This window comes from Massilia aquatica, from assembly GCF_011682045.1.
Taxonomy (GTDB): Bacteria; Pseudomonadota; Gammaproteobacteria; order Burkholderiales; family Burkholderiaceae_D; genus Telluria_A; species Telluria_A aquatica.
In genome coordinates this window covers 34771-61129 of the sequence record NZ_VVIW01000011.1, presented here as the reverse complement: position 1 = coordinate 61129, position 26359 = coordinate 34771, and the positions used below count along the sequence as shown (strand labels likewise).

The 26359-nt window shown below is 64.3% G+C and carries 27 protein-coding genes; 11 read left to right on the top strand and 16 right to left on the bottom strand.

The window, feature by feature from the left end; genetic code table 11:
* Positions 1-255: 255 nt before the first annotated feature.
* Positions 256-618, top strand: a complete 363-nt coding sequence (locus F1609_RS18805) for a hypothetical protein (protein WP_167077993.1) — start codon at positions 256-258, stop codon at positions 616-618.
* Here F1609_RS18805 and F1609_RS18800 read toward each other — a convergent pair.
* A complete protein-coding gene (locus tag F1609_RS18800) occupies positions 615-1193 on the bottom strand; it encodes a putative pterin-binding protein (protein WP_167077991.1) in 579 nt (192 codons plus the stop codon). The two genes, F1609_RS18805 and F1609_RS18800, sit on opposite strands and share 4 nt — an antisense overlap.
* Before the next feature lie 58 nt (positions 1194-1251).
* Between F1609_RS18800 and F1609_RS18795 the strand changes: the two genes are divergently transcribed.
* Positions 1252-1845, top strand: a complete 594-nt coding sequence (locus tag F1609_RS18795; RefSeq protein ID WP_167077989.1) for an alpha-ketoglutarate-dependent dioxygenase AlkB family protein — start codon at positions 1252-1254, stop codon at positions 1843-1845.
* Positions 1846-2048: 203 nt separating this feature from the next.
* A complete protein-coding gene (locus F1609_RS18790; RefSeq protein ID WP_167077987.1) occupies positions 2049-2606 on the top strand; it encodes a porin family protein in 558 nt (185 codons plus the stop codon).
* Between the two features lie 148 nt (positions 2607-2754).
* On the opposite strand, the gene F1609_RS18785 is transcribed toward F1609_RS18790, so the two are convergent.
* Positions 2755-3255 carry an REP-associated tyrosine transposase gene (locus F1609_RS18785; protein WP_167077985.1) on the bottom strand — a complete coding sequence of 167 codons (501 nt, stop codon included), beginning with the start codon at positions 3253-3255 and terminating at the stop codon, positions 2755-2757.
* 85 nt (positions 3256-3340) lie between these two features.
* Positions 3341-5008, bottom strand: coding sequence for an energy-dependent translational throttle protein EttA (gene ettA, locus F1609_RS18780; protein ID WP_167077984.1), 1668 nt, complete (start codon positions 5006-5008; stop codon positions 3341-3343).
* Positions 5009-5310: 302 nt separating this feature from the next.
* On the opposite strand from ettA, the gene F1609_RS18775 reads away from it, so the two are divergent.
* The 3 genes from F1609_RS18775 to F1609_RS18765 all read left to right on the top strand — a co-directional run bounded on the left by F1609_RS18775 (position 5311) and on the right by F1609_RS18765 (position 8193).
* The gene (locus F1609_RS18775) at positions 5311-6084 is read left to right on the top strand and encodes a choice-of-anchor L family PEP-CTERM protein (RefSeq protein ID WP_167077983.1); all 774 of its coding nucleotides are present in this window, start codon (positions 5311-5313) and stop codon (positions 6082-6084) included.
* A 160-nt stretch (positions 6085-6244) separates the two neighbouring features.
* Positions 6245-6919 (top strand): response regulator transcription factor, encoded by a 675-nt coding sequence (locus F1609_RS18770; RefSeq protein WP_167077981.1) that lies wholly within the window; start codon positions 6245-6247, stop codon positions 6917-6919.
* Positions 6916-8193, top strand: coding sequence for a sensor histidine kinase (locus F1609_RS18765; protein WP_167077979.1), 1278 nt, complete (start codon positions 6916-6918; stop codon positions 8191-8193). The genes F1609_RS18770 and F1609_RS18765 overlap by 4 nt, the downstream gene beginning before the upstream one ends.
* 15 nt (positions 8194-8208) lie before the next feature.
* Here F1609_RS18765 and rarD read toward each other — a convergent pair whose 3' ends face one another.
* The gene (gene rarD / locus F1609_RS18760) at positions 8209-9075 is read right to left on the bottom strand and encodes an EamA family transporter RarD (RefSeq protein WP_167078191.1); all 867 of its coding nucleotides are present in this window, start codon (positions 9073-9075) and stop codon (positions 8209-8211) included.
* A 256-nt stretch (positions 9076-9331) separates the two neighbouring features.
* On the opposite strand from rarD, the gene F1609_RS18755 reads away from it, so the two are divergent.
* The 3 genes from F1609_RS18755 (at position 9332) to F1609_RS18745 (ending at position 12983) form a co-directional block, all read left to right on the top strand.
* Positions 9332-11212, top strand: coding sequence for a potassium transporter Kup (locus tag F1609_RS18755; RefSeq protein ID WP_167077977.1), 1881 nt, complete (start codon positions 9332-9334; stop codon positions 11210-11212).
* 123 nt (positions 11213-11335) lie between these two features.
* Positions 11336-11803: an FKBP-type peptidyl-prolyl cis-trans isomerase gene (locus F1609_RS18750; RefSeq protein WP_167077975.1), complete on the top strand. Its 468-nt coding sequence runs from the start codon at positions 11336-11338 to the stop codon at positions 11801-11803.
* A gap of 109 nt (positions 11804-11912) precedes the next feature.
* Positions 11913-12983: a PEP-CTERM sorting domain-containing protein gene (locus F1609_RS18745; protein ID WP_167077973.1), complete on the top strand. Its 1071-nt coding sequence runs from the start codon at positions 11913-11915 to the stop codon at positions 12981-12983.
* Here F1609_RS18745 and F1609_RS18740 read toward each other — a convergent pair.
* The 9 genes from F1609_RS18740 to F1609_RS18700 all read right to left on the bottom strand — a co-directional run bounded on the left by F1609_RS18740 (position 12958) and on the right by F1609_RS18700 (position 22819).
* On the bottom strand, positions 12958-13425 hold the full coding sequence (locus tag F1609_RS18740) for a GNAT family N-acetyltransferase (RefSeq protein ID WP_167077971.1): 468 nt from the start codon (positions 13423-13425) through the stop codon (positions 12958-12960). The two genes, F1609_RS18745 and F1609_RS18740, sit on opposite strands and share 26 nt — an antisense overlap.
* A gap of 19 nt (positions 13426-13444) precedes the next feature.
* Positions 13445-14488 carry a histone deacetylase family protein gene (locus tag F1609_RS18735; protein ID WP_167077969.1) on the bottom strand — a complete coding sequence of 348 codons (1044 nt, stop codon included), beginning with the start codon at positions 14486-14488 and terminating at the stop codon, positions 13445-13447.
* Between the two features lie 14 nt (positions 14489-14502).
* Positions 14503-16095 carry a glutamate--cysteine ligase gene (gene gshA, locus F1609_RS18730; RefSeq protein ID WP_167077967.1) on the bottom strand — a complete coding sequence of 531 codons (1593 nt, stop codon included), beginning with the start codon at positions 16093-16095 and terminating at the stop codon, positions 14503-14505.
* Between the two features lie 143 nt (positions 16096-16238).
* Entirely contained in the window at positions 16239-18059 is a 1821-nt protein-coding gene (locus tag F1609_RS18725; protein WP_229421942.1) for a DUF885 domain-containing protein, read from the bottom strand.
* Positions 18060-18106: 47 nt separating this feature from the next.
* Positions 18107-18934: a peptide chain release factor N(5)-glutamine methyltransferase gene (gene prmC, locus F1609_RS18720; RefSeq protein ID WP_167077965.1), complete on the bottom strand. Its 828-nt coding sequence runs from the start codon at positions 18932-18934 to the stop codon at positions 18107-18109.
* A complete protein-coding gene (locus F1609_RS18715; RefSeq protein WP_167077963.1) occupies positions 18934-19407 on the bottom strand; it encodes a disulfide bond formation protein B in 474 nt (157 codons plus the stop codon). The genes prmC and F1609_RS18715 overlap by 1 nt, the downstream gene beginning before the upstream one ends.
* Before the next feature lie 105 nt (positions 19408-19512).
* The gene (gene prfA / locus F1609_RS18710; RefSeq protein WP_167077961.1) at positions 19513-20589 is read right to left on the bottom strand and encodes a peptide chain release factor 1; all 1077 of its coding nucleotides are present in this window, start codon (positions 20587-20589) and stop codon (positions 19513-19515) included.
* A 77-nt stretch (positions 20590-20666) separates the two neighbouring features.
* On the bottom strand, positions 20667-21941 hold the full coding sequence (gene hemA, locus F1609_RS18705; protein ID WP_167077959.1) for a glutamyl-tRNA reductase: 1275 nt from the start codon (positions 21939-21941) through the stop codon (positions 20667-20669).
* Positions 21942-22129: 188 nt separating this feature from the next.
* Positions 22130-22819 carry a response regulator transcription factor gene (locus F1609_RS18700; RefSeq protein WP_167077957.1) on the bottom strand — a complete coding sequence of 230 codons (690 nt, stop codon included), beginning with the start codon at positions 22817-22819 and terminating at the stop codon, positions 22130-22132.
* 240 nt (positions 22820-23059) lie between these two features.
* Here F1609_RS18700 and F1609_RS18695 point away from each other — a divergent pair, with 240 nt between their 5' ends.
* On the top strand, positions 23060-23551 hold the full coding sequence (locus F1609_RS18695; protein WP_167077955.1) for a hypothetical protein: 492 nt from the start codon (positions 23060-23062) through the stop codon (positions 23549-23551).
* Positions 23552-23618: 67 nt separating this feature from the next.
* On the opposite strand, the gene minE is transcribed toward F1609_RS18695, so the two are convergent.
* The 3 genes from minE to minC are packed head-to-tail and all read right to left on the bottom strand — an operon-like array spanning position 23619 to position 25464.
* Positions 23619-23870, bottom strand: a complete 252-nt coding sequence (gene minE, locus F1609_RS18690; protein WP_166875981.1) for a cell division topological specificity factor MinE — start codon at positions 23868-23870, stop codon at positions 23619-23621.
* 1 nt (position 23871) lies between these two features.
* Positions 23872-24687 (bottom strand): septum site-determining protein MinD, encoded by an 816-nt coding sequence (minD, locus tag F1609_RS18685; RefSeq protein WP_126073635.1) that lies wholly within the window; start codon positions 24685-24687, stop codon positions 23872-23874.
* Positions 24688-24714: 27 nt separating this feature from the next.
* Positions 24715-25464, bottom strand: coding sequence for a septum site-determining protein MinC (minC, locus tag F1609_RS18680; protein WP_167077953.1), 750 nt, complete (start codon positions 25462-25464; stop codon positions 24715-24717).
* A 292-nt stretch (positions 25465-25756) separates the two neighbouring features.
* Here minC and F1609_RS18675 point away from each other — a divergent pair, with 292 nt between their 5' ends.
* On the top strand, positions 25757-26266 hold the full coding sequence (locus F1609_RS18675) for a hypothetical protein (protein ID WP_167077951.1): 510 nt from the start codon (positions 25757-25759) through the stop codon (positions 26264-26266).
* Positions 26267-26359 lie beyond the last annotated feature (93 nt).

The window sequence follows — 26359 nt, the reverse complement described above, 5'->3', positions numbered from 1 at the left end:
GACCCCGGTTTTGCAACACCGTAAAACTTGCAAAACCGGGGTCTGTACCCGGTTCGCCGGCCGCCGGTTTTGCAATAAAAGCGCGATCGGCGCGCTTATGCAACGCGGCTGATGCATTAATGCGAAAAGATGCAACCATGCATCGACAAACGTAAAAAATCGCAATAAGCTAGACCGTTACGGTGATGTTGCGGGAGACTTGCCAAAACGGCAGGGATCGCCATGCCGCTGCTTACGTCGACCAGGGAGACCAGCATGCTATTTTTGAAAAGTACGTCTGTCACAAAGGCGCCCGGCATTTATGAAGTCGACATTGCCGCTAAACCGCCCGGCAAGACTTTTGGCGTATTCCTCGCCACCGACCCTGATAATCCGCCCAGTTCCCTGCTGGCCGGCTTGGCCGAGCTGGGCTTCCAGAATACCCACAGCGAGGCCTATACCCACAAGGACCGCGGCAAGGTGCTCGACCTGCACTTCCAGAAGGACGGCACCGACATCTTCAAAGGCTGGAAAACCGAAGAGTGCGAGGAAAACCTGAAAGCCATCGATACCTTGTTCGGCAACATCGGCATTACCGTCACGCCGCGCGTGATGTCGCTGGCCGAAGCCTACGCCTAGCCTGTCACCTCGATGTGATACAGGGCCCACGGGCAGGCGCCGAAGCGTTCGGCCACCGGTCTGGCGGCCATGTCCCCGAACCGGTCCGCGTCGTACACCGCCCAGAGCGGCCCCAGTCCGCCCAGCGCCATCGGTTTGCCGTCCAGATGGGTGGCGACGATGAAGCGCTGCGCGCGCGCCTGCGCCACCGGCAGCGCCACCGCATAGCCATCGACCGCGCGCAGCAGCAGTTTGCCGTCCTCGCGCGGGCGCGTGCCGGAGAGCGCCACCACATCGAGCAGCAGCGGCCCGCGCAGCGTATGCGGCCGGCTGTCGTATTCCAGGGTCGGGCGGATGCTCACTGCGGGCAGCGCCAGCAGGGCGCCGAAGTCGATGCTGAAGGCTTTCTCGAAGCGTAGCTTTTGCTTGTGCATCATCTGGTCGCGCACCGGGTCGAACGGGCCGCGGTTGCTGCGCGCCAGCGCGCCGGTCAGGGTCAGCAGGGCGGGGCCGGGCGCGCGCCCGGCATCCGCACCTGCGATGGCGGGCAGCGCCGCCGCACTCATTGCAGCGCCCAGGAAGTGGCGTTTTTTCATGCGAAAATACCTCGCTCGTTCGTATCTTCCCGCCATCATATCGCCATACCGCCCTCCCATGGACCTGTTTCAAGAAACCCGGCTCACGCCCTTTCCGCTCGCCGATGGCTGCTTGTCGGTGCTGCCCCGGCTGCCTTTGCGCCTGTCCAACGCCGAGCTGCTGGCGCGCCTGATCGCCGAGACCGCCTGGCGCGCCGAGTCGATCACCCTGTGGGGCAAGGCGCATCCGCAACCGCGCCTGACCGCCTGGCATGGCGAGGCCGCCTACACCTATTCCGGCCTGCGCCTCGAACCGCTGCCGTTCACGCCTTTGCTGCTGGAACTCAAGCACGCGGTCGAGGCCGCCTGCGGGCATCGTTTCAACAGCGTCCTGCTCAATTACTACCGCAACGAGCGCGACAGCATGGGCATGCACAGCGACGATGAAGCCGAGCTCGGCCAACAGCCGGTGATCGCATCGCTCAGTTTCGGGGCCGCCCGCACCTTCATCCTGCGCCACAAAGGGACAAAACAGACACTTAAACTAGGCTTAAATGACGGTACTTTAATAGTGATGTCAGGAAACACTCAAAAGCATTGGCAGCATGGAATTAACAAGTCGACGCGCGCCATCGGGCCGCGCGTGAACCTAACTTTCCGCTACATCTTTTAATTTGCGCTTAACGTGCGACAACGTAAAAATACATATATCTGAACATCTGGTCAGTTATTCCCCGGCAGCGCCCTTTTTTACGTTACATTTGCTTACAAGTATTACGGAATGACCCTTCATGCGCGCTTTGGCTGGTGCTATCTTGATTACCTCGCAATTCATTGGGAATTGCGGAACAGACTGTTTCAAACAAAGGATTCCGCATGAAAAAGCTCATTTTTGCATTGATCGCCGGCGCCACCGCAATGACCGCCGCACAGGCGCAAAGCCCTGCTCCGTACATCGGCCTGGGCGTGGCATCGTCCGACCACAATTTTAAAATCGGCGGCAGCGACTTCGACGGCGACGGTTACAAGCCATCGCTGAAAGTCTTCGGCGGCGTCGATATCACCCCGATGTGGGGCGTGGAAGCCGGTTACACCGACCTGCGCAAGGCTGAATACGACTACAAGATCGGCAACAACAACTACACCGGCAGCACCGAAGGCAAGCGCGCTTACGTCGCCGGCAAGGGCACCATGCCTGTGAACGAGATGTTCTCGGTGTACGGCAAGCTGGGCGTCGGTTACAGCAAGGTCGACAGCACCTCGGCGAACCTGAACTACAAGGAAAGCGACACCGGCGTGTATGCAGGCGTTGGCGCCCAGTACAACATCAACAAACAGGTCGCCCTGACGCTCGAATATGAGCGCTATGGCAAGAGCAAGGACTTCGGTGCCAAGGCAGACGCCATCACCGTGGGTGCTCGTTACAATTTCTAAGGATGGGCCGGGCCCGGGCTGACGCGCCATGCGCGCAGTCCGGACCGCTCCTGACAGAATTGCAGACCGGAACAGGCACGGCGCCTTCCAGTGTGTGCGGCAAGCGCCCCCTCCGCTTGCTGTATCCACCGGGAGGCGCTTTGTTTGTTTACGGCCGCTTTGACTTTACAGGCGGCGTTGATTGCGCCACCATCCCGGCCGCGATGAAACGGTGCAGCGAGGACCATTGCCATTCGTGCGGCGCGGCGCACAGGCCGTGGCGCAGGGGATTGTGGTGGATGTAATCGACCAGGACGGCGTAGTCGTCGGCCCCGGCCCCGACCGCATGCTGCTGGTAGTGCGGTTCCCAGATCGTGTCCAGGCCCGCACCCGCGCCCGACTTGCCCAGCGACTTGGAAAACGCGATCTTGACGGCGCGCCAGCGCGTGGCGCAATCGTGGTCGCCCGGCGGCAAGGTCCAGATGGCATGGGCGTGGTCGGGCAGCGCGACCCAGGCATCGACGTGGAAAGGTTTGCGGCCGCGCGCCTGGCGGATGGCTTCGCCGAAGGCGGCAATGTGATCGGTCAGCAGGGTGCCGCCGCGCCCGGACAGGCGCACCGTGAAAAAGTAACTGTGACCGGCGACCCGGTTGGCGCGATAGTCATTCATCTTTCCAGTGTGCCGGGCAGAAGGGGCTGGTCTCTCGGTTAGCGCCACCGCGCCGGGCTTGCACGCGGTGGTGTGCTGCGGGTGCTTACACCGTGAGCGGCTTGTAGCGGATACGCTTCGGCTTGGCGCCTTCTTCACCCAGGCGTTTCTTCTTGTCCGCTTCGTATTCCTGGTAGTTACCGTCGAAGAAGGTCACTTGCGAGTTGCCTTCGAAGGCCAGGATGTGGGTCGCGATACGGTCCAGGAACCAGCGATCGTGGGAAATGACCATGACGCTGCCGGCAAATTCCAGCAAGGCATCTTCCAGCGCGCGCAGGGTTTCCACGTCCAGATCGTTGGACGGTTCATCGAGCAGCAGCACGTTGCCGCCTTGCAACAGGGTCTTGGCCAGGTGCAGGCGGCCGCGTTCACCACCGGACAGGTTGCCGACGATCTTTTGCTGGTCGGAACCCTTGAAGTTGAAGCGGCCCAGGTAGGCGCGCGACGGCATGTCGAAGCGGCCCACGGTGAGCGTGTCGGCGCCGCCGGCCACGTCGTCGAACACGGTCTTGGTATTGGCCAGGTCGTCGCGGTTCTGGTCGACGATGGACACGCGCGCGGTCTGGCCGATCGCCACTTCGCCGCTGTCCGGCTGCTCTTTGCCGGTGATCATCTTGAACAGGGTCGATTTACCGGCGCCGTTAGGGCCGATGATGCCGACGATCGCGCCCGGCGGCACCACGAACGACACATTCTCGATCAGCATGCGCTCGCCAAAGGACTTCGAGACGTTCTTGAATTCGATCACGTCATTGCCCAGGCGCTCGGCCACGGGAATGAAGATCTCGGAGGTCTCGTTGCGCTTCTGGTATTCGTGCTCGGACAGCTCGTTAAAGCGCGCCAGGCGGGCCTTGCTCTTGGCCTGGCGGCCCTTCGGATTCTGGCGCACCCATTCCAGTTCCTTGGCGATGGTTTTCTGGCGCGAGGACTCGGTCGCTTCTTCCTGCTTGAGGCGGTTGCTCTTTTGCTCCAGCCACGAGCTGTAGTTGCCTTTCCATGGAATGCCGTGACCACGGTCGAGTTCGAGAATCCACTCGGCGGCGTTGTCGAGGAAGTAGCGATCGTGGGTGATGGCCACCACGGTGCCGGGGAAGCGCAGCAGGAATTGTTCGAGCCAGTCGACCGATTCGGCGTCCAGGTGATTGGTTGGTTCGTCGAGCAGCAGCATGTCCGGTTTCGACAGCAGCAGGCGGCACAGCGCCACGCGGCGCTTTTCGCCACCGGACAGGATGCCGATTTTAGCGTCCCATGGCGGCAGGCGCAGCGCGTCGGCGGCCATTTCCAGCTGCAGGTTCAGGTTGCCGCCGTCGGAGGTCGAAATGATCGCTTCCAGGCGCGCCTGTTCGGTCGCCAGCGCATCGAAGTCGGCGTCTTCGTCGGCATACGCCGCGTACACCGCTTCCAGCTTGGCTTGCGCCTCGAACACTTCGCCCAGGCCCGATTCGACCACCTGGCGCACCGTCTGCTCGGGATCGAGCTGCGGTTCCTGCGGCAGGTAGCCGATGTTCAGGCCCGGCATCGGCACGGCGTCGCCCTGGATGTCGGTATCGATCCCGGCCATGATTTTCAGCAAGGTCGACTTGCCGGAGCCGTTCAGGCCCAGCACGCCGATTTTGGCGCCCGGGAAGAACGACAGGGAAATATCCTTGAGGATCTGACGCTTGGGCGGGACGATTTTGCCCACGCGATTCATGGTATAGACGTAATTGGCCATTGAGTTTCTTGAAATGGGGACGGAAGGTCAACAGGATACAATAAGTCGCCCCGGCTTTGGTTCTTTCCTGCGCCGCCCGGCTGGCCGGACGCGCCGGGCATGCCTGTTTTATGCATCCTGCAAGATGTATCGATGATCAAGTGTCGGAAATATTTACACTTGAAGTCATGGCGCAGCGCAATGTTTCTGCAAGTCATTGATTTGGCGCATCTTTTGCTTTTGGGCATGGAAATTGCTTTATTGGCACTAGCAGCAAGCTCCAATAAAAACAGATTCCAACTCTTACCTGAAAAGATACCTCGATGACTTTTAATTTGATCCGCAGCGTGATGTCGGCCGCCGCACTGATTCTGGCCACCAGCTCGGCACATGCACTGGTTGTAACGAATTCCACCAACGCGACCACCCTGGCCAAGGCCCTGGCCGGTACCGGGGTGACCATCAGCAACGCTACCCTGACCAGCGCCACCCCGACCGCCAGCGGCATCTTCACCCAGGGCGGCAATATCGGTTTCGAGCAGGGCATCCTGCTGACCACCGGCGTGACCACCTGCGCCACCGGCATCAACAACGGCGCCGAATGCTCGGGCGCCGGCACCACCACCTCGCTGAAATTCGATTTCACCAGCACCACCGGCAACATCTTCTTCAACTATGTGTTCGCTTCCGAGGAATACAACGAATACGTCGGCTCCGCCTACAACGACCTGTTCGAACTCAAGCTCAACGGCGTGAACATCGCCCTGGTTCCAGGCAACAAAGGCGTTGTGTCGATTAATAACGTCAACAACGGCATCAATGCCGCCTACTACCGCGACAATGCCAAGAACACGATCGCAACCGGCTACGATGGCTTGACCACGGTCCTGAACGCCAAGGCGTTCGGCCTGGTCGGCAAGAACACCTTCGAATTCCTGATCCAGGACCGTGGCGATGCCAGGCTCGATTCGGGCGTGTTCATCCAGGGCGGCACCTTCGCCGCCGATCCGGTCGGCGTGCCTGAACCGGGCAGCCTGGCGCTGCTGGGCCTGGGCCTGGCCGGCCTGGCGGTCGCCAAGCGTAAAAAAGCGGCATAAGTTCGCTGCCTGATCAAAGATAGCGGCCTGCGGGCCGCTATTTTTTTGCCTGCCTTGCGCACGTTTTCATATCTCTTTCACAGCGCTTGCGGCATCATCCGCACCGCCTGCCGGGCTTTGATAAGATGCTGGCGCCCACGCTCAACAAGAGGACCCGAACATGCACCTGCTGGTGGTGGAAGACAACGCCCTGCTCGCGAGCAACCTGGCCGATGGCCTGGAACTGGCCGGCCACAGCGCCGACTTCGCCACCGACGGCATGCTCGGCCTGCATCTGGCGCTGCAGCACCATTACGATGTATTGATCGTCGACCTCGGCCTGCCGCGCATGGATGGGCTGGAACTGTGCCGCCGCCTGCGCGCTTGCGCGCCGCGCCGCATCCCGCTGCTGATGCTCACCGCGCGCGACAGCCTGGGCGATAAACTGGCCGGCTTCGACAGCGGCGCCGACGATTACCTGGTCAAGCCGTTCGCACTGGAAGAATTGCTGGCCCGCTGCAGCGTGCTGGCGCGCCGCCATACCCTGCACCAGGACCATGTGCTGGCCATTGGCAGCCTGCGCCTCGACCGGCGCGCGCGCAGCGCCGCACGGGACGGCCAGGCGCTCGGGCTGCATCCGGCCGGCTACCAGATCCTGCTGGCGCTGGCCGAAGCGCATCCGCGCGTGCTGACCCGTTCCGAACTGACCCAGGTCCTGTGGCAGGGCGAGCCGCCCGATTCGGACGCCCTGCGCAGCCATTGCTATCAATTGCGCCAGAAGCTCGACAAGCCGTTTGCGCGGCCCATGCTGCTTACCGTGCACGGGGTCGGCCTGCGCCTCGACGCGGGGGCATGATGGGGCGCGCCCACAGCCTGCAGCGGCGCATGGTGGCCGCCTTTGCCCTGTTCTCGATGATCAGCGCGCTGTGCTTCGGCGCGCTCGGCGTGCTGTTCCTGTACACGGTCGAAGACAGTTTTTTCGCCAGGCTGCTCGACCAGGAAGCGGCGCACCAGCGCCAAGCCTGGCAGCGCGACGGCCGCCTGGCCGCGCCGCTGCGGCCGTTCGTCACGCTGCACCACGGCCAGGCCGGCTTTCCGGCCGACCTGGCGCGGCGCCTGGCGGCGGGCGCGCGCGGCACCGAAGTGCCCGGCGACGCCGGCCGCCACTACCATCTGCGCCACCTGCAACTGGACGGCGCCGGGCCGCTGGTGCTGGTGGCCGAGGTCGGGGCCGAGCTGGTGGTGCGTCCGCGCCTGCCGTTCATCCTCGCTTTCCTCGGCCTGTCGGCGCTGGCGCTGCTGGCCGCCTCGCTCGGCGCCGGCTACTGGCTGGCGCGGCGCGCCAGCGCGCCGCTGCGCCGCCTCGCCGGCCTGGTCGCGCAGAGCGCGCCGGAGCGGCTGCCGCGCGGCTTCGCCAGCACCTTTCCGGACAATGAAATCGGCCTGCTGGCGCAGGCGCTGGACGACGCGCTGGCGCGCATCGCCGGTTTCATCGAGCGCGAACAGCATTTCACGCGCGACGCCAGCCACGAACTGCGCACCCCGCTGGCCGTGATCGACGGCGCCGCCGCGCTGCTGGCGCAGCAGGCGCTGCCTGAACGCGGCGCCGCCCAGCTGGCGCGCATCCGCAGCGCGGCGGCGCACATGACGCAGACGGTCGAGACCTTGCTGTCGCTGGCGCGCGAGGAAACCGCCGCGCCGGCGCCTGCGCCATGCCCGCCGCTGGCCCTGCTGCCCCTGATCGAAGCGGCCGTGGTGCAGTTCGCCCATCTGCTCGATGGCAAGGCGGTCGAGGTATTGGTGGAGGTGGCGCCGCACGAGACGGCGCGGGTGCCGGGCCCGGTGCTGGCGATCTTGCTGTCGAACCTGGTCAGCAACGCCTTCAGCCACACGCACCAGGGCAGCATCCGCATCGCGCGCGAGGGCGCCGTGCTGGTGGTGGCCGACAGCGGCCCGGGCATCGACCCGGCGCTGCGCGCGAGCATCTACGAGAGCGGCGTCAAGGGCGAGCACAGCAGCGGCTTCGGACTGGGCCTGTCGATCGCGCGCCGCCTGGGCGAGCGCTTCGGCATCGGGCTCGAGATCGTCAGCGGCGCCGGCGGCACGCGCGCCCTGCTGCGCCTGCCGTAAGCGTCTGCGGCCAGCCTATTTGCGCCTGAGCAAACCCTCGGCCGCATACAGCGCCAGCGCGCCCCAGATGATGGCAAAGCCGATCATGCGCTCCTGTGTGAACGCTTCGTGGAACAGGAAGATCCCCAGGCTGAGCTGGATGGTCGGGCCGATGTATTGCAGCAAACCGAGCACCGACAGGGGAATCTTGCGCGCGCCGCTGGCGAACAGCAGCAGCGGAATGGCGGTGATCGGCCCCGAGGCGATCAGCAACCAGCGGGTGCCGTTCGAGGGCGAGTTGAGAAAGGCGTTGTCGCCCGTCATGGTCAGCCAGACCACGAAGCCAAGCGCGAACGGGAACAGCAGCATGGTTTCGAACGACAAGCCTTCCAGCGCGCCGAGCGAGGCGGTCTTGCGCAGCAAGCCGTAGCCGCCGAAGGAGGCGGCCAGCGCCAGCGCGATCCAGGGCATGCGCCCGGCCTGCCAGGTCAGCCACAGCACGCCGCAGGCGGCCAGAGCGATCGCCAGCCACTGCACGATGCGCAGCCGTTCCTTGAGGATCAGAAAACCCAGCATCACGTTGAACAGGGGGTTGATGAAGTAGCCCAGGCTCGCTTCGATCACGTGGCCGCTGTTGACGGCCCAGATGTACAGCAGCCAGTTCAGGCTCAGCAGCAGGGCGCTGAGCGCGAAACTGGCCACCACGCGCGGCTGTTGCCTGAGCGCGCCCAGCCATTTCCATTGCTGGCGGATAGTCAATACAATTACCAGGAACAGCAGCGACCAGAGCACCCGGTGGCCCATGATCTGGGCCGGCGGGACTTCTTTGATTGCATGGAAATACAAGGGAAACAGACCCCAGCACAGGAAGGCCAGGGCGGCGGACAGGATGCCGGTACGCATGAGTGACAATCAGAAATTCATTAGATCAACATTATCCCGCAGATAGGGGAAGCTTGCTGGCGGCCGGCCATTTGCCGGTGATGTTAATCCGGCATTGCGAACGCACTTATCCCGTCAGTACGTTTATCATGGCGTCTTCGAAAGCAAGTGCAATCTTGCTGTAACCAGGGGTATTAATGATGCAACGAATTGTGCTTGCTTTTTCCATGACCATCTTCTATTGTGCAATGCACCAAAACAAGAATATGGTGCAATCTTGACAGCGCAACACAAGAAGAGCGGCCTGGCGGCCACCACCCTGGCGGCGGTCGGGATTGTCTACGGCGACATCGGCACCAGTCCGCTGTACACCCTGAAGGCCGTGTTCCACGAGGACCACGGACTTGTCCTGAATACCCCCAACCTGCTCGGCATCATTTCCCTGATCTTCTGGGGACTGACCCTGATCGTCTCGCTCAAGTACGTCGCCCTGATATTGCGCGCCGACAATCGCGGCGAAGGCGGCATCATGGCGCTGATGGCGCTGGCGCTCAATTCGGTGACCAAGGCTTCCAAATGGTATTTCCCGTTGATGGTGCTGGGCGTGTTCGGCGCCACCATGTTCTACGGCGACAGCGTGATCACCCCCGCCATTTCGGTGCTGGGCGCGATCGAAGGGCTGGAAGTGGCCATTCCCGGCATACCCAACTGGGTGGTGCTGCTCATTACCGCGGTGGTCCTGGTGGCCCTGTATTCGGTGCAGCGGCGCGGCACGGCCGGCATCGGCCGCTGGTTCGGCCCGGTCATGCTGACCTGGTTCATCGCCCTGGCGGCGATGGGCGTGGTGAACATCATCGAGGCGCCGCAGATCCTGGCTGCGCTCAACCCCCTGCATGCCTTGCGCTTCATGCTGGAAAACAAATACACCGCCTTCATCGCGCTCGGCGCGGTGGTGCTGTCGCTGACCGGGGCCGAGGCGCTGTATGCCGACATGGGCCACTTCGGCAAGAAACCGATCCGCGCCGCCTGGTTCCTGATCGCCTTTCCGGCGCTGGCGCTGAACTACATGGGCCAGGGCGCGCTCTTGATCATGCACCCCGAACACGTCAGCAACCCCTTCTATAACCAGCTCGGCAGCTGGAGCATCTACCCGCTGGTGCTGCTCTCGACCATGGCCGCCGTGATCGCTTCGCAGGCGACCATTTCCGGCACCTTCTCGATGACCAAGCAAGCCATCGCGCTGGGCCTGATGCCGCGCATGCGCGTGCTGCACACCTCCGAAAGCGAAATCGGCCAGATCTACATTCCGGCCGTCAACTGGCTGCAACTGGTGGTGGTGCTGATCGGCGTGCTGATCTTCCAGTCCTCCGACGACATGGCCGGCGCCTACGGCATCGCGGTCACCGCCACCATGCTGTGCACCACCGTGCTGACCTTCTTTGTGACGCGCTACCGCTGGCACCTGCCGCTGGTGCTGTGCTTCGGCGCGACCGGCTTTTTCATCGTGATGGACATCATGCTGTTCTCGTCGAGCACCCTGAAACTGTTCCACGGCGGCTGGTTCCCGCTGCTGCTGGGCGCGATCCTGTTTACCGGCATGATGACCTGGAAGCGCGGGCGCCAGCTGGTGTTCGAGAACCTGCAGTCGCACGCCATTCCGCTCGAAGACTTCCTGCAGTCGCTGTTCGTGGCGCCGCCCACGCGCGTGTACGGCACCGCGATTTTCCTGCGCGGCGAAAGCGACGGCGTGCCGCACGCGCTGCTGCACAACCTGTCGCACAACAAGGTCCTGCACGAGCGCGTGGTGTTCCTCACCGTGCACATGATGGAAGAGCCGTGGGTGGCGGCCGCCGAGCAGGCCAAGGTGACCGACCTGGGCCACAACTGCTACCAGATCAATGTGTACTACGGCTTCAAGGATGAACCGGATATTCCCAAGGTGCTGGTCCAGTGCGCCGAGCTCGGCCTGCCGTTCGAGATGATGGAAACCTCCTTCTTCATCGCGCGCCAGACCGTCATTTCGGCACCGGGCGGCGGCATGGCGCCATGGCGCGAGCATCTGTTCGTGACCATGTCGCGCAATGCGCGCGGCGCGGCCGACTACTATCAGATTCCACCGAACCGGGTGATCGAGCTGGGAACCCAGGTCGAAATCTGAACGGCCTGCCTGAAATACACATGGATACATATGCGCGACACTTTTGATGCGTGACGAATAGTGCGGGGACGGGCAACTGCTGCTAAACTTTGGCAACTTTTTCCGTCACCGCCCAAGGATTCCATGAAACTCAAGCTTACTCTCGCCGCCGCCTTCGTCGCCACGCTCGCCCTGAGCGCGTGCGGCAGCTCCGATAACAGCCCGGTCCAGGTGGCGCCGCTGCCGCCGCCGGCGGTGGTGACCACCGACCCGGCCGCCTTTGCCAGCAAGGATACGGTGCTCGGCACCGGCGCCGAAGCGGCCCTCGGCAAAGCCATCAACGTGCACTACACCGGCTGGCTCTACGATTCGACCAAGCCCGACAACAAGGGCACCCAGTTCGAAAGCACCGTCGGCAAGGCGCCGGTCGCCTTCATGCTGACCAAAGGCACCCTGATCGAAGGTTGGACCGATGGCATTCCAGGCATGAAAGCGGGCGGCAAGCGCACCCTGACGATTCCATCGTCCAAGGGTTACGGCACGTCCGGCAGGGGGCCTGTGCCTGCCAACACCGGCATGGTGTTCGAGATCGAACTGATCAGCGTCAATTAATCCCGGCGCCGGCCCTGGCGGGGCCGGCGTGGCGCGCGCATGACATAACACAGGGTGCGCGGCGCTGCGGCGCGCACGATGGCAGCTTGTCCACCTTCGAGGATTCGCCATGCCTACTCACCTTGCACTGGCGCTGCTGCTGTCCGCCGCCGCCACAGCCGCCGCCGCCGTACCAAGCTACACCGTCACCGTCCTGCCCGATGGAATGGCCCCGGCCGGCATCAACAATGCCGGCCAGATCGTCGGCACCCGCAACGACCACGCCTACCTGTGGTCGAGCGCCGGCGGCATCGACCTCGGCACCCTGGGCGGCGCCAGCAGCACCGGCATGGCGCTCAACCGCTTCGGCGAGGTGACTGGCGGCTCGCTCACGGCCGGCGGCGAAGAACACGCCTTCCTTTACAGCCGTGGCGTGATGACCGACCTCGGCACCATCGGCGGCGGCGACGTTACGCGCGGCACGGCGATCAACGACCTGGGCCAGATTGCGGGCGACTTCCGCGCGCCGGCCAGCGGCTGGGGCGCCTTTGTGCGCCTCGACGGCCAACTGCGCGATATCGGCAACCTGGGCGGCTCCGCCATCTGGGCCAGCGGCATCAACAACGCCGGCCGCGTGGTCGGCAGTTCGCTGGGAACGCAGGAGTTCCATCCGCCGCAGACCGCCTTTATCTACGAGAACGGCGTCATGACGGCCCTGAACTATTCGTCCTCGGGCAGCAGCACCGCCAACGCCGTCAACCAGGCCGGGCAGATTACCGGCACCGACTGGCACGGGCCCGAGTCCGCCTATCTGTACACCAACGGCATGACCCAGGTGCTGGGCAGCCTGTACGGCTTGTCCGCCTGGGGCACCGCGCTCAATAACCGGGGCGAGGTGGTCGGCAACCTGGGCGGAGCGCTGCAAGTGCCGTTCTTTGGGTTTATCTACGCCAACGGCGCCATGAGCGACCTCAACACGCTGATCGATCCCGCGCTCGGCTGGACCGTGACCAGCGCCGCCGGCATCAACGACAACGGCCAGATCGCCGCCTGGGGCTGCCACGACAGCGGCGGCTGCGGCGGCCTGCTGCTGCAACTGGCGCCGGTGCCCGAACCGGGCGCCTGGGCCATGCTGCTGGCCGGCCTGGGCCTGCTCGGCTGGCGCCGCCGCCGCCTTAGCGCAGCATATCGACGTGCATGATGCCGTCTTCGTCGTAGGGCGCGCTGATGGTGGCAAAACCGAAGCTGGCGTAGAACGCTTCGAGGTGCTGCTGGGCGCCGATGCGGATGCGCTGGCCCGGATGCTGGCCTTCGGCGCGGGCGATGCCTTCGGCCAGCAGGGCGCGTCCGCTGCCGCCGCCACGCGCGCCTCTGGTGGTGAGCACGCGCCCGAGCGACATGTCGTCGAACTTGACGCCGGGGGCGATGCAGCGCAGGTAGGCGGCCAGCACGCGCGCGCCATCGACCGTGTGCCAGCCGAGCAGGTGGTGCGCGCCCTGGTCGTAGCCGTCCAGGTCGGGATACAAGCAGGTTTGTTCGAGGATGAACACATCCTGGCGGCTGGCCATGACCGCGTACAGGTCGGCGCCGGAGAGCTGGTCGAAGTGGCGCCATTCCCAGGCGATGGATGGATTGACGCTCATGGTGGCTTCTTTCATTGTCCTAGTTGGCGGTTTCAAAACCTTCGAGCACGTTGACCACGTTGATGCCGATTTCGCTGACCGCGTAGCCGCCTTCGAACACGAACGCGGTCGGCAGGCCGGTGTGCGCGATGCGTTCGCCGATGCGCAAAAAATCGCTGCTTTGCAGCGTGAACGACGACAGCGGATCGCCCGCGAAAGTGTCGACCCCGAGCGAGACCACCAGCGCGTCGGGCGCGAAGCTGGCCAGCTTGACGCAGGCCGATTCCAGCGCCAGGAACCACTGGGCCGGGGTCGATCCGGCCGCCAGCGGCAGGTTCATGTTGTAGCCGGTGCCTTCGCCTTCGCCGGTCTCGCCGGCGTGCCCCAGATAGAACGGATATTCGTTGCGCGGGTCGGCATGGATCGAGATGAACAGCACGTCCTTGCGGCCGTAGAAAATGCTCTGCGTGCCGTTGCCGTGGTGATAGTCGAGATCGAGGATGGCGACCTTTTTGGCGCCGTCGTCGAGCAGGTGCTGGGCCGCCAGCGCGGCATTATTGAGGAAGCAGTAGCCGCCGAAAAAATCGGCGCCCGCGTGGTGGCCGGGAGGGCGGGTCAGCGCGAAGGTGCCGCGTTCGCCCAGGCGCAGCGCATGCGCGGCGTTGACCGCGCAGTCGGCCCCGGTCTTGGCGGCGATCCAGGTGCCGGCCGTGAGCGGGGTGCCGCTGTCCATCGAGTACAGGCCCATGCGCGCGGCGAAATTATCGGGCTCGATATCGGTGCGCATGCCGCGGATCGGCCAGACCGACGGAAACGCGTCCTTGTCGGCATTGGCTTCGTCGAGCGCGACCCACTCGCTCCAGGCGCTGCGCAGAAAATGCAGGTAGCGCGGCGTGTGGATGCGTTCGAGCGAAACGAGCGACACGCCGTGCGGCGTGACCACCTTGCCCAGGCCGCGCCGTTCGAATTCGGCCAGCACCATCTCGACCCGCTCCGGCTTTTCGAAGCAGGGCACGAGGGCGCCGCGGAACATCTCGTGGCGTCCGCGGTGCTGGGCGTGGTGCTCGTTATAAAAGGTCAGCACGACCGCTCGCTCTGTCAGTCACCACAGAGTGTGCTGCTGTTGTAAGCCGCCACGAAGTCGTCGAAGCTGCCGCTCGGGGTCTCCTCGATGATGGCCTGTTCGGCCAGCGAGGCCCCCGCCATCTCGTCGAACAACGCCGCTTCGGCCGGCATCAAGGGGCTGTCGCGGAACGCGGCCGCATGCAGCTCGCTCTGGCGCAGGCCGAAGGCGGCCGAGGAGCCGAGCGCGCGCACTTCGTCGAGCACCCGCGCCGATGGCGTCAGGCCCGGATTGGCGACCTTGGCGCGCTGCGCCGCCAGCGAAGCGGCATGCACGCCGTCGTCGTTATGGGCGCTGTCGAGCAGCGCCGCCACCGGGGCGATGCGCCCGATCAGTTCATTGGCCCAGGCCTGCAGCCCGATCTCTTCGCCATTGCGGGTCAGGGTCAAGCCGGGACGGCGGCCTTCTTTTACCGTGCGCGCGAAATTGCGCGCGTGGACCTGGCTTTCCATGTGGTTGATCAGCGGGCTCTCGTCGAGCGCGCAAAACAGCAGGAAGGCATCCATGAAGCGGCCGGTTTCGACGCTGATGCCGATTGCCTCGAACGGATCGACATCGAGGCAGCGCACTTCGATGTACTGCACGCCGCGCTTGCACAGCGCCTGCACCGGACGCTCGCCGGTGCGGATCACGCGTTTCGGCCGGATGGTCGAATAGTATTCGTTCTCGATCTGCAGCACGTTGGTCGAGAGCTGGATCCATTCGCCATCGCGCTTGGTGCCGAGCGCCTGGTACGGCTTGTACGGGCGGTTGACGGCGTCCATCAGGCTGCTGACGTAGCTCTCGAGCGAGTTCTCGTGCGGGGTCAGGCCCGATTGCGCATCGTTCTGGTAACCGAGGTCGCTCATGCGCAGGCTGGTCGCGTATGGCAGGTACAGGGTGTCTTCGGAGAGTTTTTCGAGCTGGTGCTCACGGCCGCGCAAAAAGCCGGTGGAGAGCGCCGGCGAGGCGCCGAACAGGTACATCAGCAGCCAGCTGTAGCGGCGGAAGTTGCGGATCAGGGCGATGTAGCTTTCGGACTGGAAGTCGCGCAGCGCGCTGCGCCGTTCCTGGGCGACGCCTTCGCTGCTGGAAAACAGCTGGAACATCTGCTCCGGCAGCGAGTAGTTGTAGTGGATGCCGGCGATGCACTGCATCGCTTTACCGTAGCGCAGCGCCAGGCCGCGCCGGTACACGTGTTTGAGCATGCCGATGTTCGACTTGCCGTACCAGGCGATGTCGATTTCCGCTTCGCCCGGCAGCTCGCACGGCATCGACTCGCTCCACAGCATTTCGTCGCCCAGCTTGGTGTAGGCGTAGCGGTGGATGGCGTCGAGCTTGTGCAGGGTGGTGCCGATATCGTTTTCGGCCGGCGTGATGAATTCGAGCAGGGCTTCGGCGTAGTCGGTGGTGATCTGCGGGTGGGTCAGGGCGGCCCCCAGCGCCTCCGGGTGCGGGGTGCGCGCCAGGCGTCCGGCGCGGTCCACGCGCAGCGTTTCGCGCTCGATGCCGCGCAGGCCCTGGCCCAGCAGGGCGCGGTGTTCATCATCGTCGAGCAGGGCCAGGCGGCGGGTCAGTTGGTTCGACACGGTGAATCCTTTCTTGTACTGCCAAATAGGTAAGTGCTGCGAGATTAACCGAAATCCGGCCAGCGCGCCTGAGGTCTGGTTTTCCTGCCGGGATGGGGCGTGGATTTTAAAACAAAGATTATTTTATATGCAATGCGGCCGTGTCAGGACGCCGGCTTTTTGGCGGCCGCGATCCAGGCGTCGACCTGCTGTTCGAGCAGCGCCAGCGTCAGCGGCCCGTTATCGAGCACCACGCTGTGAAAGCGCCGGATATCGAATTTGTCGCCCAGCGCCGCCTGCGCCTTGTCGCGCAGGGCGCGGATTTTCAGCTGCCCGACCTTGTAGCCGAGCGCCTGCGCCGGCCAGGCGATGTAGCGGTCCACTTCCAGCTCGTTGTCGCCCGGGGCGTTGGCGGTGTTGGCGTTCATGTAGTCGATCGCCTGCTGGCGCGTCCAGCCCTGGGTGTGGATGCCGGTATCGACCACCAGCCGCACCGCGCGGAACATCTCGGCGTTCAGGTGGCCAAAGGCGGAAAATGCATCCTTGTAAAAACCCAGTTCAGGGCCGAGCGTCTCGGCGTACAGGGCCCAGCCTTCGCCATACGCGCCGTGCCAGCCGTGGCGGCGGAAGGCCGGCAGCTCGGCGATGTCGGCCGCGCGCGCCACCTGCAGGTGGTGGCCGGGCAGCGCTTCGTGCAGGGCCAGCGTTTCCATCTCCCACATGGGGCGCGTTTCCATCAGCGAGGTGTTGACCACGAACGCCGCCGGCCGGTCGGCGGCGCCGGCTTCGTACCAGGCCGCGCCGAGTTTGTCGGTGCCGGCGCCGCTGGCCGCCTTGACCTGTACTTCCTGGGTGGGCGCGGCCGCGAACAGTTTCGGCACGGCCGCGTTGGCGCGCGTGATGATGCGCCGGTAGCGCGCCAGCAGCGCGTCGCCGCTGGTGTAGAACAGGCGCGGATCGGTCTTGGCGAACACGATGAACTGGGCGAAGCTGCCGCTAAAACCGGTGCGCGCGATGGCCGCCGTCATCTCGCCGCGCAGGCGCGCCACTTCCCTGATGCCGAGCGCGTGGATGGCGGCCGGCGCCATTTCGATGGTGGTCTGGCGCGTCACCGCCAGCAGGTAGTAATCGAGGCCGGAGGGCAGCGCGCTGGCCGCGATCGACTCGCGCGCGACCGGCACGTATTCGGTGCGCAGGAAGTCTTCCAGCTCCTGCAGCGCCGGCGCCACGCGGTTGCGCAGCGCTACCGGGCCGGCCAGCGCCAGGGCGTCGCGCACCGGTTTGTCGATGCTCGCCGGGATCTGGCGGAACGGCAGGCCGAGCGGGCCGTCGACCGCGTTTTCGCGCAGTTGCCTGAGCAGCGGCGGCACCGCGCGCACGGTCACCCTGGGCGCCACCCAGCCGCTGCGCATGCCTTCGCGCAGTTGCTCGATCAGTCCCGTAACGTGGGCCGGCACCGCGTCCAGGCGCGCCAGGTAGTTGCGGTAGTCGCCCTCGGTGGCGAACGGCATCTGCGCGGCCAGTTGCGCCAGGGTGATGTGCACGCCCGCGTAGGCGCTCAGCGGCTGCGCCTGGAACGGGTACAGGGCGGCCGCCTTGACCGCCTGCTCCTTCTCCCACACGAACAGGTCGTAGGACAGCTGCTGCTGCGCACTGAGTTTGTCGCGTTCGATCTGCCTGGCCTGGTCGAGCATCTTGCGCTGGTGCGCATTGGCGGCGCGGCTGGCGGCCAGGGTAGTGTCGCTCAGGGCCGCGTCGTAGCGGTAGTCGCCCACCGAGGTGGCGTATTCGGGCTGGTTTTGCAGGCGCCATTCCCAGTCGCCGTCGAACAGCGCGCGCGCCTGCTGGTCCGCCGTCAGGCGTTCGGCCACAGGGCGTTCGGCCGGCGGCCGGTCTTGCGCCGCCCGTTCGGGTACGGCGGCCTGACCCGCGCCGGCGGCGAGCGGGGCGAGCATCAGGACACAGGTGGCGATCAGTTTGCGCATCTGGTCATTTTAGCAAAGGGGATGGCGCGCACCTTGCACCGCAGAACTTATGTTGCGCCGCCGGCCCGTGCGCCGCTCACGCGCTCGATGCCGGCCAGGTCGCGCCAGCTCTGCACCTCGCTGTAGCCGCCGGCCGCCAGCAGGGCGCGCACCTGGGCCGCCTGGTCGTAGCCGTGCTCCATCAGCAGCCAGCCGCCCGGCGCCAGATGGTGTGGCGCGCCAGCCACAATGGTGCGCAGCGCCGACAGGCCGTCGGCATGGTCGGTCAGCGCGCCGGCCGGCTCGAAGCGCAGGTCGCCCCGGGACAGGTGGACGTCGCCGTCGGCGATGTAGGGGGGATTGGCGACGATCAGGTCGAACGATTCGGCGGCGATGGCGCCGAACCAGTCGCTTTGCACGAAGCGCACGGCGGCGCGGTTCGCTTGCGCGTTGGCGCGCGCCACGGCCAGCGCGGCGCCGCTGACGTCGAGCGCGGTGACGCCGGCGTCGGGTCGGGTGTGCGCCACGGCCACCGCGATGGCGCCGCTGCCGGTGCCCATGTCGAGCATGCGGCCGCGCACGGGCAGGCGTTCGAGCGCCAGCTCGACCAGCAGTTCCGTATCGGGACGGGGAATCAGTACCGCCGCGTTGACGGCGAAATCGAGGCCATAGAATTCGCGCCGGCCGACGATGTAGGCAATCGGCTCGCCCGCCAGGCGCCGCTCCACCAGCGCCGCCAGCGTGGCCGCTTCAGCGTCGGTGAGCAGCCGTTCCGACTGGGTGATCAGGCCGATGCGCGTGATGCCCAGCGCATGGCAGGCCAGGATGCGGTTTTCCAGCGGCTCGAGCGGCAGCAGCGTTTGCAGCGCGCCGATGCGCTGGCCGGCGAGCACCATCAGCGGCTGCCGCGCCGTACCAGCACGAACAGCAGCGAGGCGCTGATGATGGCGAACCAGAGGGCCGACCATTGCGGGATCGACAGGCCGAGCAGGGTGTCGACCGCATCTTCGCACAGGCCGTCGGCCTCGAAGATCCATGGCAGGTAGACGGCGGTGGGGATTTTATTGAGCACGGTCTGCATCGGGTCGATGCCGCACGACAGACCCGGATGGGCCAGTACCCACAACTGCTTGCCGGCGTAGAACAGGCCGGCCAGGGAACCGGCCAGGCCGAAGAAGCTCCACAATTTGAACTGCTTGGCCGACGCCGCCGCCAGGCACACCAGGCCGCAGAAGAAATAGGCGTAGCGCTGGATTACGCACAGCGGGCATGGCAGCATGTTCTTGTAGTGCTGCAGATACAGCGCCGCGCCCAGCAGGGCGAAGCAGATGGCGGAAAGGGTCATCAGGATCGTGCGGTTGTTGGGCATCGTTTCAAGTCCTAGTAGTGTTCTTATGTATGTCGTGACATGCGGCCCGGGTACGCCGCATTGCACAGTCTACAACGTCCGGCTGACCGTGTGCTTATCAAACGCTTAATCGCCCAGGGCCGCCAGCAATTCGGCCTGGTGTTCGGCCGCCAGCGCGTTAGTCAGTTCGGTCAGTTCGCCGTCCATGATGAAGTCGAGTTTATACAAGGTCAGGTTGATGCGGTGATCCGTCATGCGGCCCTGCGGGAAGTTATAGGTGCGAATCCGCTCGCTGCGGTCGCCCGAGCCGATCAGGCTTTTGCGGGTGGCCGCTTCCTTCGACTGCTGCTCGCGCAGCTGCACGTCCTTGATGCGCGCCGCCAGCACCTTCAGCGCCGAAGCCTTGTTCTTGTGCTGGCTGCGGTCGTCCTGGCATTCGACCACGATCCCGGTCGGCAGGTGGGTGATGCGCACCGCCGAATCGGTCTTGTTGATGTGCTGCCCGCCGGCGCCCGAGGCGCGGTAGGTATCGATGCGCAGGTCGGCCGGGTTGATGTTGACGTCTTCGACTTCGTCCGCTTCCGGCATCACCGCCACGGTGCAGGCCGAGGTGTGGATGCGGCCCTGGGTTTCGGTGGCCGGCACACGCTGCACGCGGTGTCCGCCCGACTCGAACTTGAGCTTGGAGTAGGCGCCGTTGCCGATCAGGCGCACGATCACTTCGCGGTAGCCGCCCAGGTCCGAGACCGATTCCGAGACCGTTTCGACCTGCCAGCGATTGCGCTCGGCGAAGCGCACGTACATGCGCAGCAGGTCGCCCGCAAACAGGGCCGACTCGTCGCCGCCGGTGCCGGCGCGGATTTCCAGAAAAATGTTGCGCTCGTCGTTGACGTCCTTCGGCAGCAGCATCTTCTGCAGATCCATTTCCAGCTGCGCCACGCGCGCCTTGCCGGCTTCGATTTCTTCCTGCGCGAAGTCCTTCATCTCGGGGTCCGCCAGCATTTCCTGCGCCTGGGCGATATCGTCCTGGGCCAGCTGGTACTCCTTGAACAAGGCCACCAGCGGGCCGATTTCGGCGTGCTCGCGCGTCATCTTGCGGTAGGCGTCCATGTTCGAGGTCGCGCCTTCGCTCATGAGCAATTCGTCAAGTTCGACAAGTCGGTTGGCCAGTTGATCCAGCTTGGCCAGCATCGATGGTTTCATAGGGTTCAGGTAAAGGTGAGGGGGACTGACAGGGACAGGCCGCGCGAGCGCAGCCTGGCAGAACGGCGGCGCAAGCGCTAACGGCGGCCGCGGAACAACTGGGGCAGCAAGGTGGCCAGACGGGCGCGCTCGTCGCCCTGGGCGCGGTGCAGCGCCTGCTGCGGGCCGTGCAGGAACTTGGCGGTCAGGCCCTTGGAGAGGGCGTCGAGCACGGCGTCGACATCGTCGCCGCGCGCCAGCATTTTTTTGGCGCGTTCGAGCTCGAACAGGCGCATCGCTTCGCTGTTTTCTTGCAGGTCCTGGATGACGGGCACCATGGCGCGGTCGTCCATCCAGTGCATGAACGACTGCACCCGCGTTTCGATGATGGCCTCGGCCTGGGCCACGGCGGCCTGGCGGCTCTCCAGCCCGGTCTGGACGACTTGTCCGAGGTCGTCGACGGTATACAAGAACACGTCGTCGAGGCGGCCGACTTCGGGCTCGATATCGCGCGGCACCGCCAGGTCGACCATGAACATGGGTTTGTGGCGGCGCGTCTTGATCGCGCGTTCGACCAGGCCCAGGCCAATGAGCGGCAGCGAGGACGCGGTGCACGAGATGACGATGTCGAACTGCGCCAGCTGCTCGGGCAGCGCGGCCAGGCGGATCGCCTTGCCGTTGAAACGGTGCGCCAGCGTTTCGCCGCGCTCCATGGTGCGGTTGGCGATGGTGATGTTTTTCGGGTTCTGGGCCGCGAAGTGGGTGGCGCACAGCTCGATCATTTCGCCGGCGCCGATGAACAGCACGTTCTGGTCGGAGATCTTGTCGAAGATGCGCTGCGACAGGCGCACCGCGGCGGCCGCCATCGACACGCTGTGGGCGCCGATTTCAGTGGTGCTGCGCACTTCCTTGGCCACCGAAAAACTGCGCTGGAACAGCTGGTGCAGATAGGTGCCCAGGCCCCCGGCTTCGTCGGCCAGGCGCATCGCGTCTTTCATCTGGCCGAGGATCTGCGGTTCGCCCAGCACCATGGAATCGAGCCCCGAGGCGACCCGGAATGCATGGCGCACGGCGGCATCGTGCGGCAGCATGTACAGATGCGGGCGCAGTTCGGCGAAGTTGAGCTTGTGGTAATCGGCCAGGAAGTGGGCGCTCGCATCGAGCGGATTGGCGACATCGCTGGCGGCGTACATCTCGGTGCGGTTGCAGGTCGAGAGGATTGCCGCTTCGTCGCCGCCACGGTTGTCGATGCGGGCAAACCAGCCGCGCGCAGCCTGCACCGCCTGGCCGAGCTGGTCGGGCGCAAGCGCCAGCTGCTCGCGAAGCGAGACCGGTGCGGTGGTGTGATTGAGGCCGACGGCGAGCAGTTGCATGGCTTTACAGTGTACGGATGGGTAGCGCCATTATACCGTGATGTGTCAAGGACCTACTGAAAGGAGGGTTTTTTGGTGCGGGTGGGCAACGATTGGCACGGCAGACCGTCGATCCCCTCATCCCCGCCTTTGCGGGGAGCCGGTTCCGGCAGCGCCAGCAAGGGCGGCCTTGGCGGCCGCGCTTGTACTCACGTCCCCAGCTTTTCCAGCCGATAGCCATAGCTGTACACCGGCACCAGCCGGAAGCCGTTCTCCGGCCGCAGCTGCAATTTGTTTCTTACGCGCGACACGTGGGTATCCATGGTGCGCGACGGCACCGCCGTTTCGCGGATCCACACCGCTTCATGAATATACGCGCGCGACAGCGGGCGGCCGATATTCCGAAAAAACAACAGTGCCAGGTAGAATTCTTTGTGCGTGACCTCGATCACGTTGCCATCCATTAACAATCGCCCCGGCCGGGTTTCGAAAATATACGGTCCGAACTGCAATTGTTCAGCCCCGTTCTGGGCCGGATAGGCGCGCCGCAGCAGGGCTTGCACGCGCGCCACCAGTTCGCCGCGGCGCAGCGGCTTGACCATGTAATCGTCGGCGCCGGCGCCGATGCCAGCCACGATGTCGTCTTCGGCCGAGCTACTGGTGAGGAACATCATGGGGGTGGTGGAGGGCAGCTTTTCCTTGGCGCGGCGCAGTACTTCGGTGCCGTTCATGTCGGCCACCTGCCAGTCGAGGATCAGCATGTCGATGCTGTCTTTACGCAGCTGCCCGAGCAAATCTTTACCACTGTCAAACGACTGACAGACGTGCCCGGCGGAGGTCAGCACCTGGCAGATCAGGTCTGCCTGGCTACGGTCATTGTCTAGGACGGCAATTCTCATGGTGGCGTGTCGAACGTAAAAACGTGTTGTAGGAAGTGTCCTACTATTGCTAATGAATAGTTACTCTGAATATAACAGACTTTTACAAAGCAACACTAAATTGGAACACATTAATTTACATCCGGCAACGAACTGGTCTGTCGTACATCGCCTCGTTTCATTACACGGTACACTGGAAAAACGCCGATTTCAATCGACATTTTAAGTCTTGACGGAAATTTACATATCGAAAGGAGCACCATGAAAGATGACTTGACAACCATTCCGGGCAATGCGGAAGCTATTTTGCAAGTCCGCGAGGAATGCCGGCGCATGGTGCGCAACCGGTCGGCTGTCTCGGCCGGTATATCGGCGCTGCCGGTGCCGGGGCTCGACGTCATGTCCGACCTGACCATGCTGACCGGTCTGGTAAACGACGTCAATGCGGCCTTTGGCCTGACTGCCGAACAGGTCGAGCACTTGCAGCCGGCCTACAGGCGCATTGTGTTCGGCGCGGCGGCGGGGTTTGGTGGAATGATGGTCGGGAAACTGGTCACGCGCCAGCTGGCGCTGCGGATGCTCAAGCGCAGCGCCACGAAGGTGCTGGCCAAGTCGGCTGCGCGCTTCATACCGCTGGCCGGCCAGCTGGCGTCGGCGGCGATCGGGTTTACCGTGTTCCGCAAGCTTGGCTACGACCATGTGGAAGCCTGCACCACGGTCGCGCAGGAATTGCTGGCGGCGCGCGCCGGCTAGGCGTTTTGGTTGCGTCGCCTTGGCGCGTCGCCTTGGCGTGCCATGCGGCACGCCAAGGCCGAACCCATCAGGTGTCCGGCAGCACCACGTTTACTTCAAGCACTTCCAGGTTTCCCTGGCGGTCCAGCGACAGTTTGATGTCGTCCGGATTGACGCGGGTGTACTTCGAGATCACTTCCAGCAGTTCGCGGTGCAGCGCCGGCAGGAAATCGGGGCCGGTGCGGTGACCGCGTTCGCGCGCGATGATGATCTGCAGGCGCTCCTTGGCCGCGGTGGCGCTTTTCGGCTTGGAGGGGAACAGGAATGAAAGCAGGGCCATATCACTTTACTCCGAAGATGCGCTGGAATATGCCTGGTTTTTCATAGCTGGTAAAGCGCAGCGGGACGTCCTCGCCGAGGAAGCGCGAGACCACGTCTTCGTAGGCCTCGGCCACGTCGGTGCCCTTGAAATGAATCGCCGGATTGCCCTGGTTCGATGCGTGCAGCACCGATTCGGACTCGGGAATGATGCCGACCAGGGGAATGCGCAGGATTTCCTGTACATCCTGATAGGACAGCATTTCATCGTTCTCGACCCGCTTGGGCGAGTAGCGCGTAATGAGCAGGTGTTCCTTGACCGGCTCGGCGCCGGTCTGGGCGCGGCGCGACTTGGCCTGGATGATGCCGAGGATGCGGTCCGAATCGCGCACCGACGACACTTCGGGGTTGGTCACGATGATCGCTTCGTCGGCGAAGGTGAGCGCCATCAGTGCGCCATGTTCGATGCCGGCGGGCGAATCGCAGATGATGTATTCGAACCCCATGTTGATCAGGTCGTGCAGCACGCGTTCGACGCCTTCTTCCGACAAGGCGTCCTTGTCGCGCGTCTGCGAGGCCGGCAGGATGAACAGGTTGTCGCAATGCTTGTCCTTGATCAGCGCCTGGTTGAGCGAGGCTTCACCATTGATGACGTTGATCAGGTCGTAGACCACGCGCCGTTCGCAACCCATGATCAGGTCGAGATTACGCAGGCCGACGTCGAAGTCGAGTACGGCGGTCTTGTGGCCACGCATGGCCAGGCCGGTGGAAAAGCTGGCGCTGGAGGTCGTCTTGCCGACGCCACCCTTGCCGGAAGTCACAACAATAATTCTTGCCACAGGGGGTCCTTTTTTCGTATCTGGTATTTAAACGCGGGAGGCCGGACTGATCGACAGTATATCGATGCGGTCGCCGATCAAGCGGATTTGCGTCGGCTGGCGTGCCAGCTGCGGCGCGAAGCCATCTTCGAAAGTGCGGTAAACGCCGGCGATCGAGACCAGTTCGGGCTGCATCGCCATGGCGAAGATGCGCGCGTCGCTGTTGCCCGAGGCGCCGGCCAGCGCGCGTCCGAACAGCGAGGCGTAAATATGAATGCTGCCGTCGGCGATGATTTCGGCGCCGTTGTTGACCACCGCCGTGACGATCAGGTCGCCGCCGCGCGCATACACGCGCTGGCCGGCGCGCACCGGGGTGTCGATGATCATGGTGCCGGGGGTGACCAGGGTAGTGGCCGGGGCTTGGGCCGGCGCGCTTGGCGCGGGCGCGGCCGCTTCGCTGCGCGCCTTGTCGCCGCTGGCGCCGTCGTCGAGCGAGAGGCCGCGCGCGCGGATCGCGTCGTGCATGGAGGCCGGGGCGCCGCGCACGGCCACCGCGTTCAGGTGGTATTTCTTGAGCAAGGCGACCATCTTGTCCCAATCGATGCGCGGCGCGTTCTCGGCCAGGGCGCTGATATCGATCACGGCGAATTCGTCTTCGAAGAAATCGGCCGAGCCGCCCGTCATCTGCTTGAGCGCCGCATCGATCGCCAGCGGGTCGGCCGAATACAGAATCGTGGAGATCGCCACCACGGTGGAGATCTTGATTTCGATAGGCAGTTGGGACGGGCTTTTGAGCATAGACGAGTCGTGAGGGATGGGCGGATCACCGCCCAAAATGGCGCAGGCTCGTGCATTCTACTGTGAAAATCGGGGTTAGGGGAGGCTTGGCCTGCATGTTCCGCGAGGCAACTTCAAACCGGTTTTTGGCTGGTCGGCGCAGCATTTTTCTAGATGGGAATACTTTGCACTGTTCATCCGACGCGCCGCACAGCGCGTGACAAGATGGGCCGGCTGCTGGTCAAGCAGACCGGCACGGCGACCAGCCGTTACGAGTGGAGCGCAGCCGACCCACCTCACAGGTGCCGCGCGCATGCCCACCGAGACTGGCGCGGCGCTCGGCGTCAGCGCGAGCGCCTTGCGCTTCAGCTATGACGCAGGCGGGCGCTTGACCTCGGACGACGGCGCCGAAGGCCAGGTCGGCTATGAACTCGACGAGCTTGACAATGTCACGAGCCTAAGCCTGCCGCATGGGCAGCGTATCGATACGCTTAGCTACGGCTCCGGCCACGTGCACCAGATCCGTTTGGGCGAGCATGTCATCAGCGACCTCGAGCGCGACGAACTGCATCGCGAGATCGCGCATACGCAGGGTTCGCTGGTACAAAAGCTCGGTTACGATAGGCTGGGGCGGCGTCTGTGGCAGGCCTCCGGCCGCAAAAACGAGGCGCATGGCGCCGGGCTGGGTCTTTGGTGGCGCAATTACCGCTACGACCCGATCGGCGAGTTGGGTGAGCAACGCGATAATATCCGCAGCGCCATTGTGAATCAGTACGACCTGGCCGGTCGCTTTTGGACATTATTTTCTCGCATTCGTCGTTAACAAGATGGATCGGTGTCCGTCCGGCGCCCATGCTGCGCCATCGGACTGTTTGCGTACGTGAAGTTTTTCTTCAGCGCACAATAGAAAATATAC

Bases quoted from the DNA above. Each gene is read 5' to 3' on its own strand.
- F1609_RS18745 (WP_167077973.1), top strand. From the start codon at position 11,913: ATGCCTACTCACCTTGCACTGGCGCTGCTGCTGTCCGCCGCCGCCACA.
- F1609_RS18805 (WP_167077993.1), top strand. From the start codon at position 256: ATGCTATTTTTGAAAAGTACGTCTGTCACAAAGGCGCCCGGCATTTAT.
- F1609_RS18785 (WP_167077985.1), bottom strand. From the start codon at position 3,255: ATGAATGACTATCGCGCCAACCGGGTCGCCGGTCACAGTTACTTTTTC.
- F1609_RS18675 (WP_167077951.1), top strand. From the start codon at position 25,757: ATGCCCACCGAGACTGGCGCGGCGCTCGGCGTCAGCGCGAGCGCCTTG.
- rarD (WP_167078191.1), bottom strand. From the start codon at position 9,075: ATGCGTACCGGCATCCTGTCCGCCGCCCTGGCCTTCCTGTGCTGGGGT.
- F1609_RS18740 (WP_167077971.1), bottom strand. From the start codon at position 13,425: ATGAGCGTCAATCCATCCATCGCCTGGGAATGGCGCCACTTCGACCAG.
- F1609_RS18795 (WP_167077989.1), top strand. From the start codon at position 1,252: ATGGACCTGTTTCAAGAAACCCGGCTCACGCCCTTTCCGCTCGCCGAT.
- F1609_RS18695 (WP_167077955.1), top strand. From the start codon at position 23,060: ATGAAAGATGACTTGACAACCATTCCGGGCAATGCGGAAGCTATTTTG.
- hemA (WP_167077959.1), bottom strand. From the start codon at position 21,941: ATGCAACTGCTCGCCGTCGGCCTCAATCACACCACCGCACCGGTCTCG.
- F1609_RS18750 (WP_167077975.1), top strand. From the start codon at position 11,336: ATGAAACTCAAGCTTACTCTCGCCGCCGCCTTCGTCGCCACGCTCGCC.
- prfA (WP_167077961.1), bottom strand. From the start codon at position 20,589: ATGAAACCATCGATGCTGGCCAAGCTGGATCAACTGGCCAACCGACTT.
- minE (WP_166875981.1), bottom strand. From the start codon at position 23,870: ATGGCCCTGCTTTCATTCCTGTTCCCCTCCAAGCCGAAAAGCGCCACC.
- F1609_RS18770 (WP_167077981.1), top strand. From the start codon at position 6,245: ATGCACCTGCTGGTGGTGGAAGACAACGCCCTGCTCGCGAGCAACCTG.
- prmC (WP_167077965.1), bottom strand. From the start codon at position 18,934: ATGGTGCTCGCCGGCCAGCGCATCGGCGCGCTGCAAACGCTGCTGCCG.
- ettA (WP_167077984.1), bottom strand. From the start codon at position 5,008: ATGGCCAATTACGTCTATACCATGAATCGCGTGGGCAAAATCGTCCCG.
- F1609_RS18800 (WP_167077991.1), bottom strand. From the start codon at position 1,193: ATGAAAAAACGCCACTTCCTGGGCGCTGCAATGAGTGCGGCGGCGCTG.
- F1609_RS18725 (WP_229421942.1), bottom strand. From the start codon at position 18,059: ATGCGCAAACTGATCGCCACCTGTGTCCTGATGCTCGCCCCGCTCGCC.
- F1609_RS18790 (WP_167077987.1), top strand. From the start codon at position 2,049: ATGAAAAAGCTCATTTTTGCATTGATCGCCGGCGCCACCGCAATGACC.
- F1609_RS18700 (WP_167077957.1), bottom strand. From the start codon at position 22,819: ATGAGAATTGCCGTCCTAGACAATGACCGTAGCCAGGCAGACCTGATC.
- F1609_RS18715 (WP_167077963.1), bottom strand. From the start codon at position 19,407: ATGCCCAACAACCGCACGATCCTGATGACCCTTTCCGCCATCTGCTTC.
- F1609_RS18775 (WP_167077983.1), top strand. From the start codon at position 5,311: ATGACTTTTAATTTGATCCGCAGCGTGATGTCGGCCGCCGCACTGATT.
- minC (WP_167077953.1), bottom strand. From the start codon at position 25,464: ATGCTCAAAAGCCCGTCCCAACTGCCTATCGAAATCAAGATCTCCACC.
- F1609_RS18765 (WP_167077979.1), top strand. From the start codon at position 6,916: ATGATGGGGCGCGCCCACAGCCTGCAGCGGCGCATGGTGGCCGCCTTT.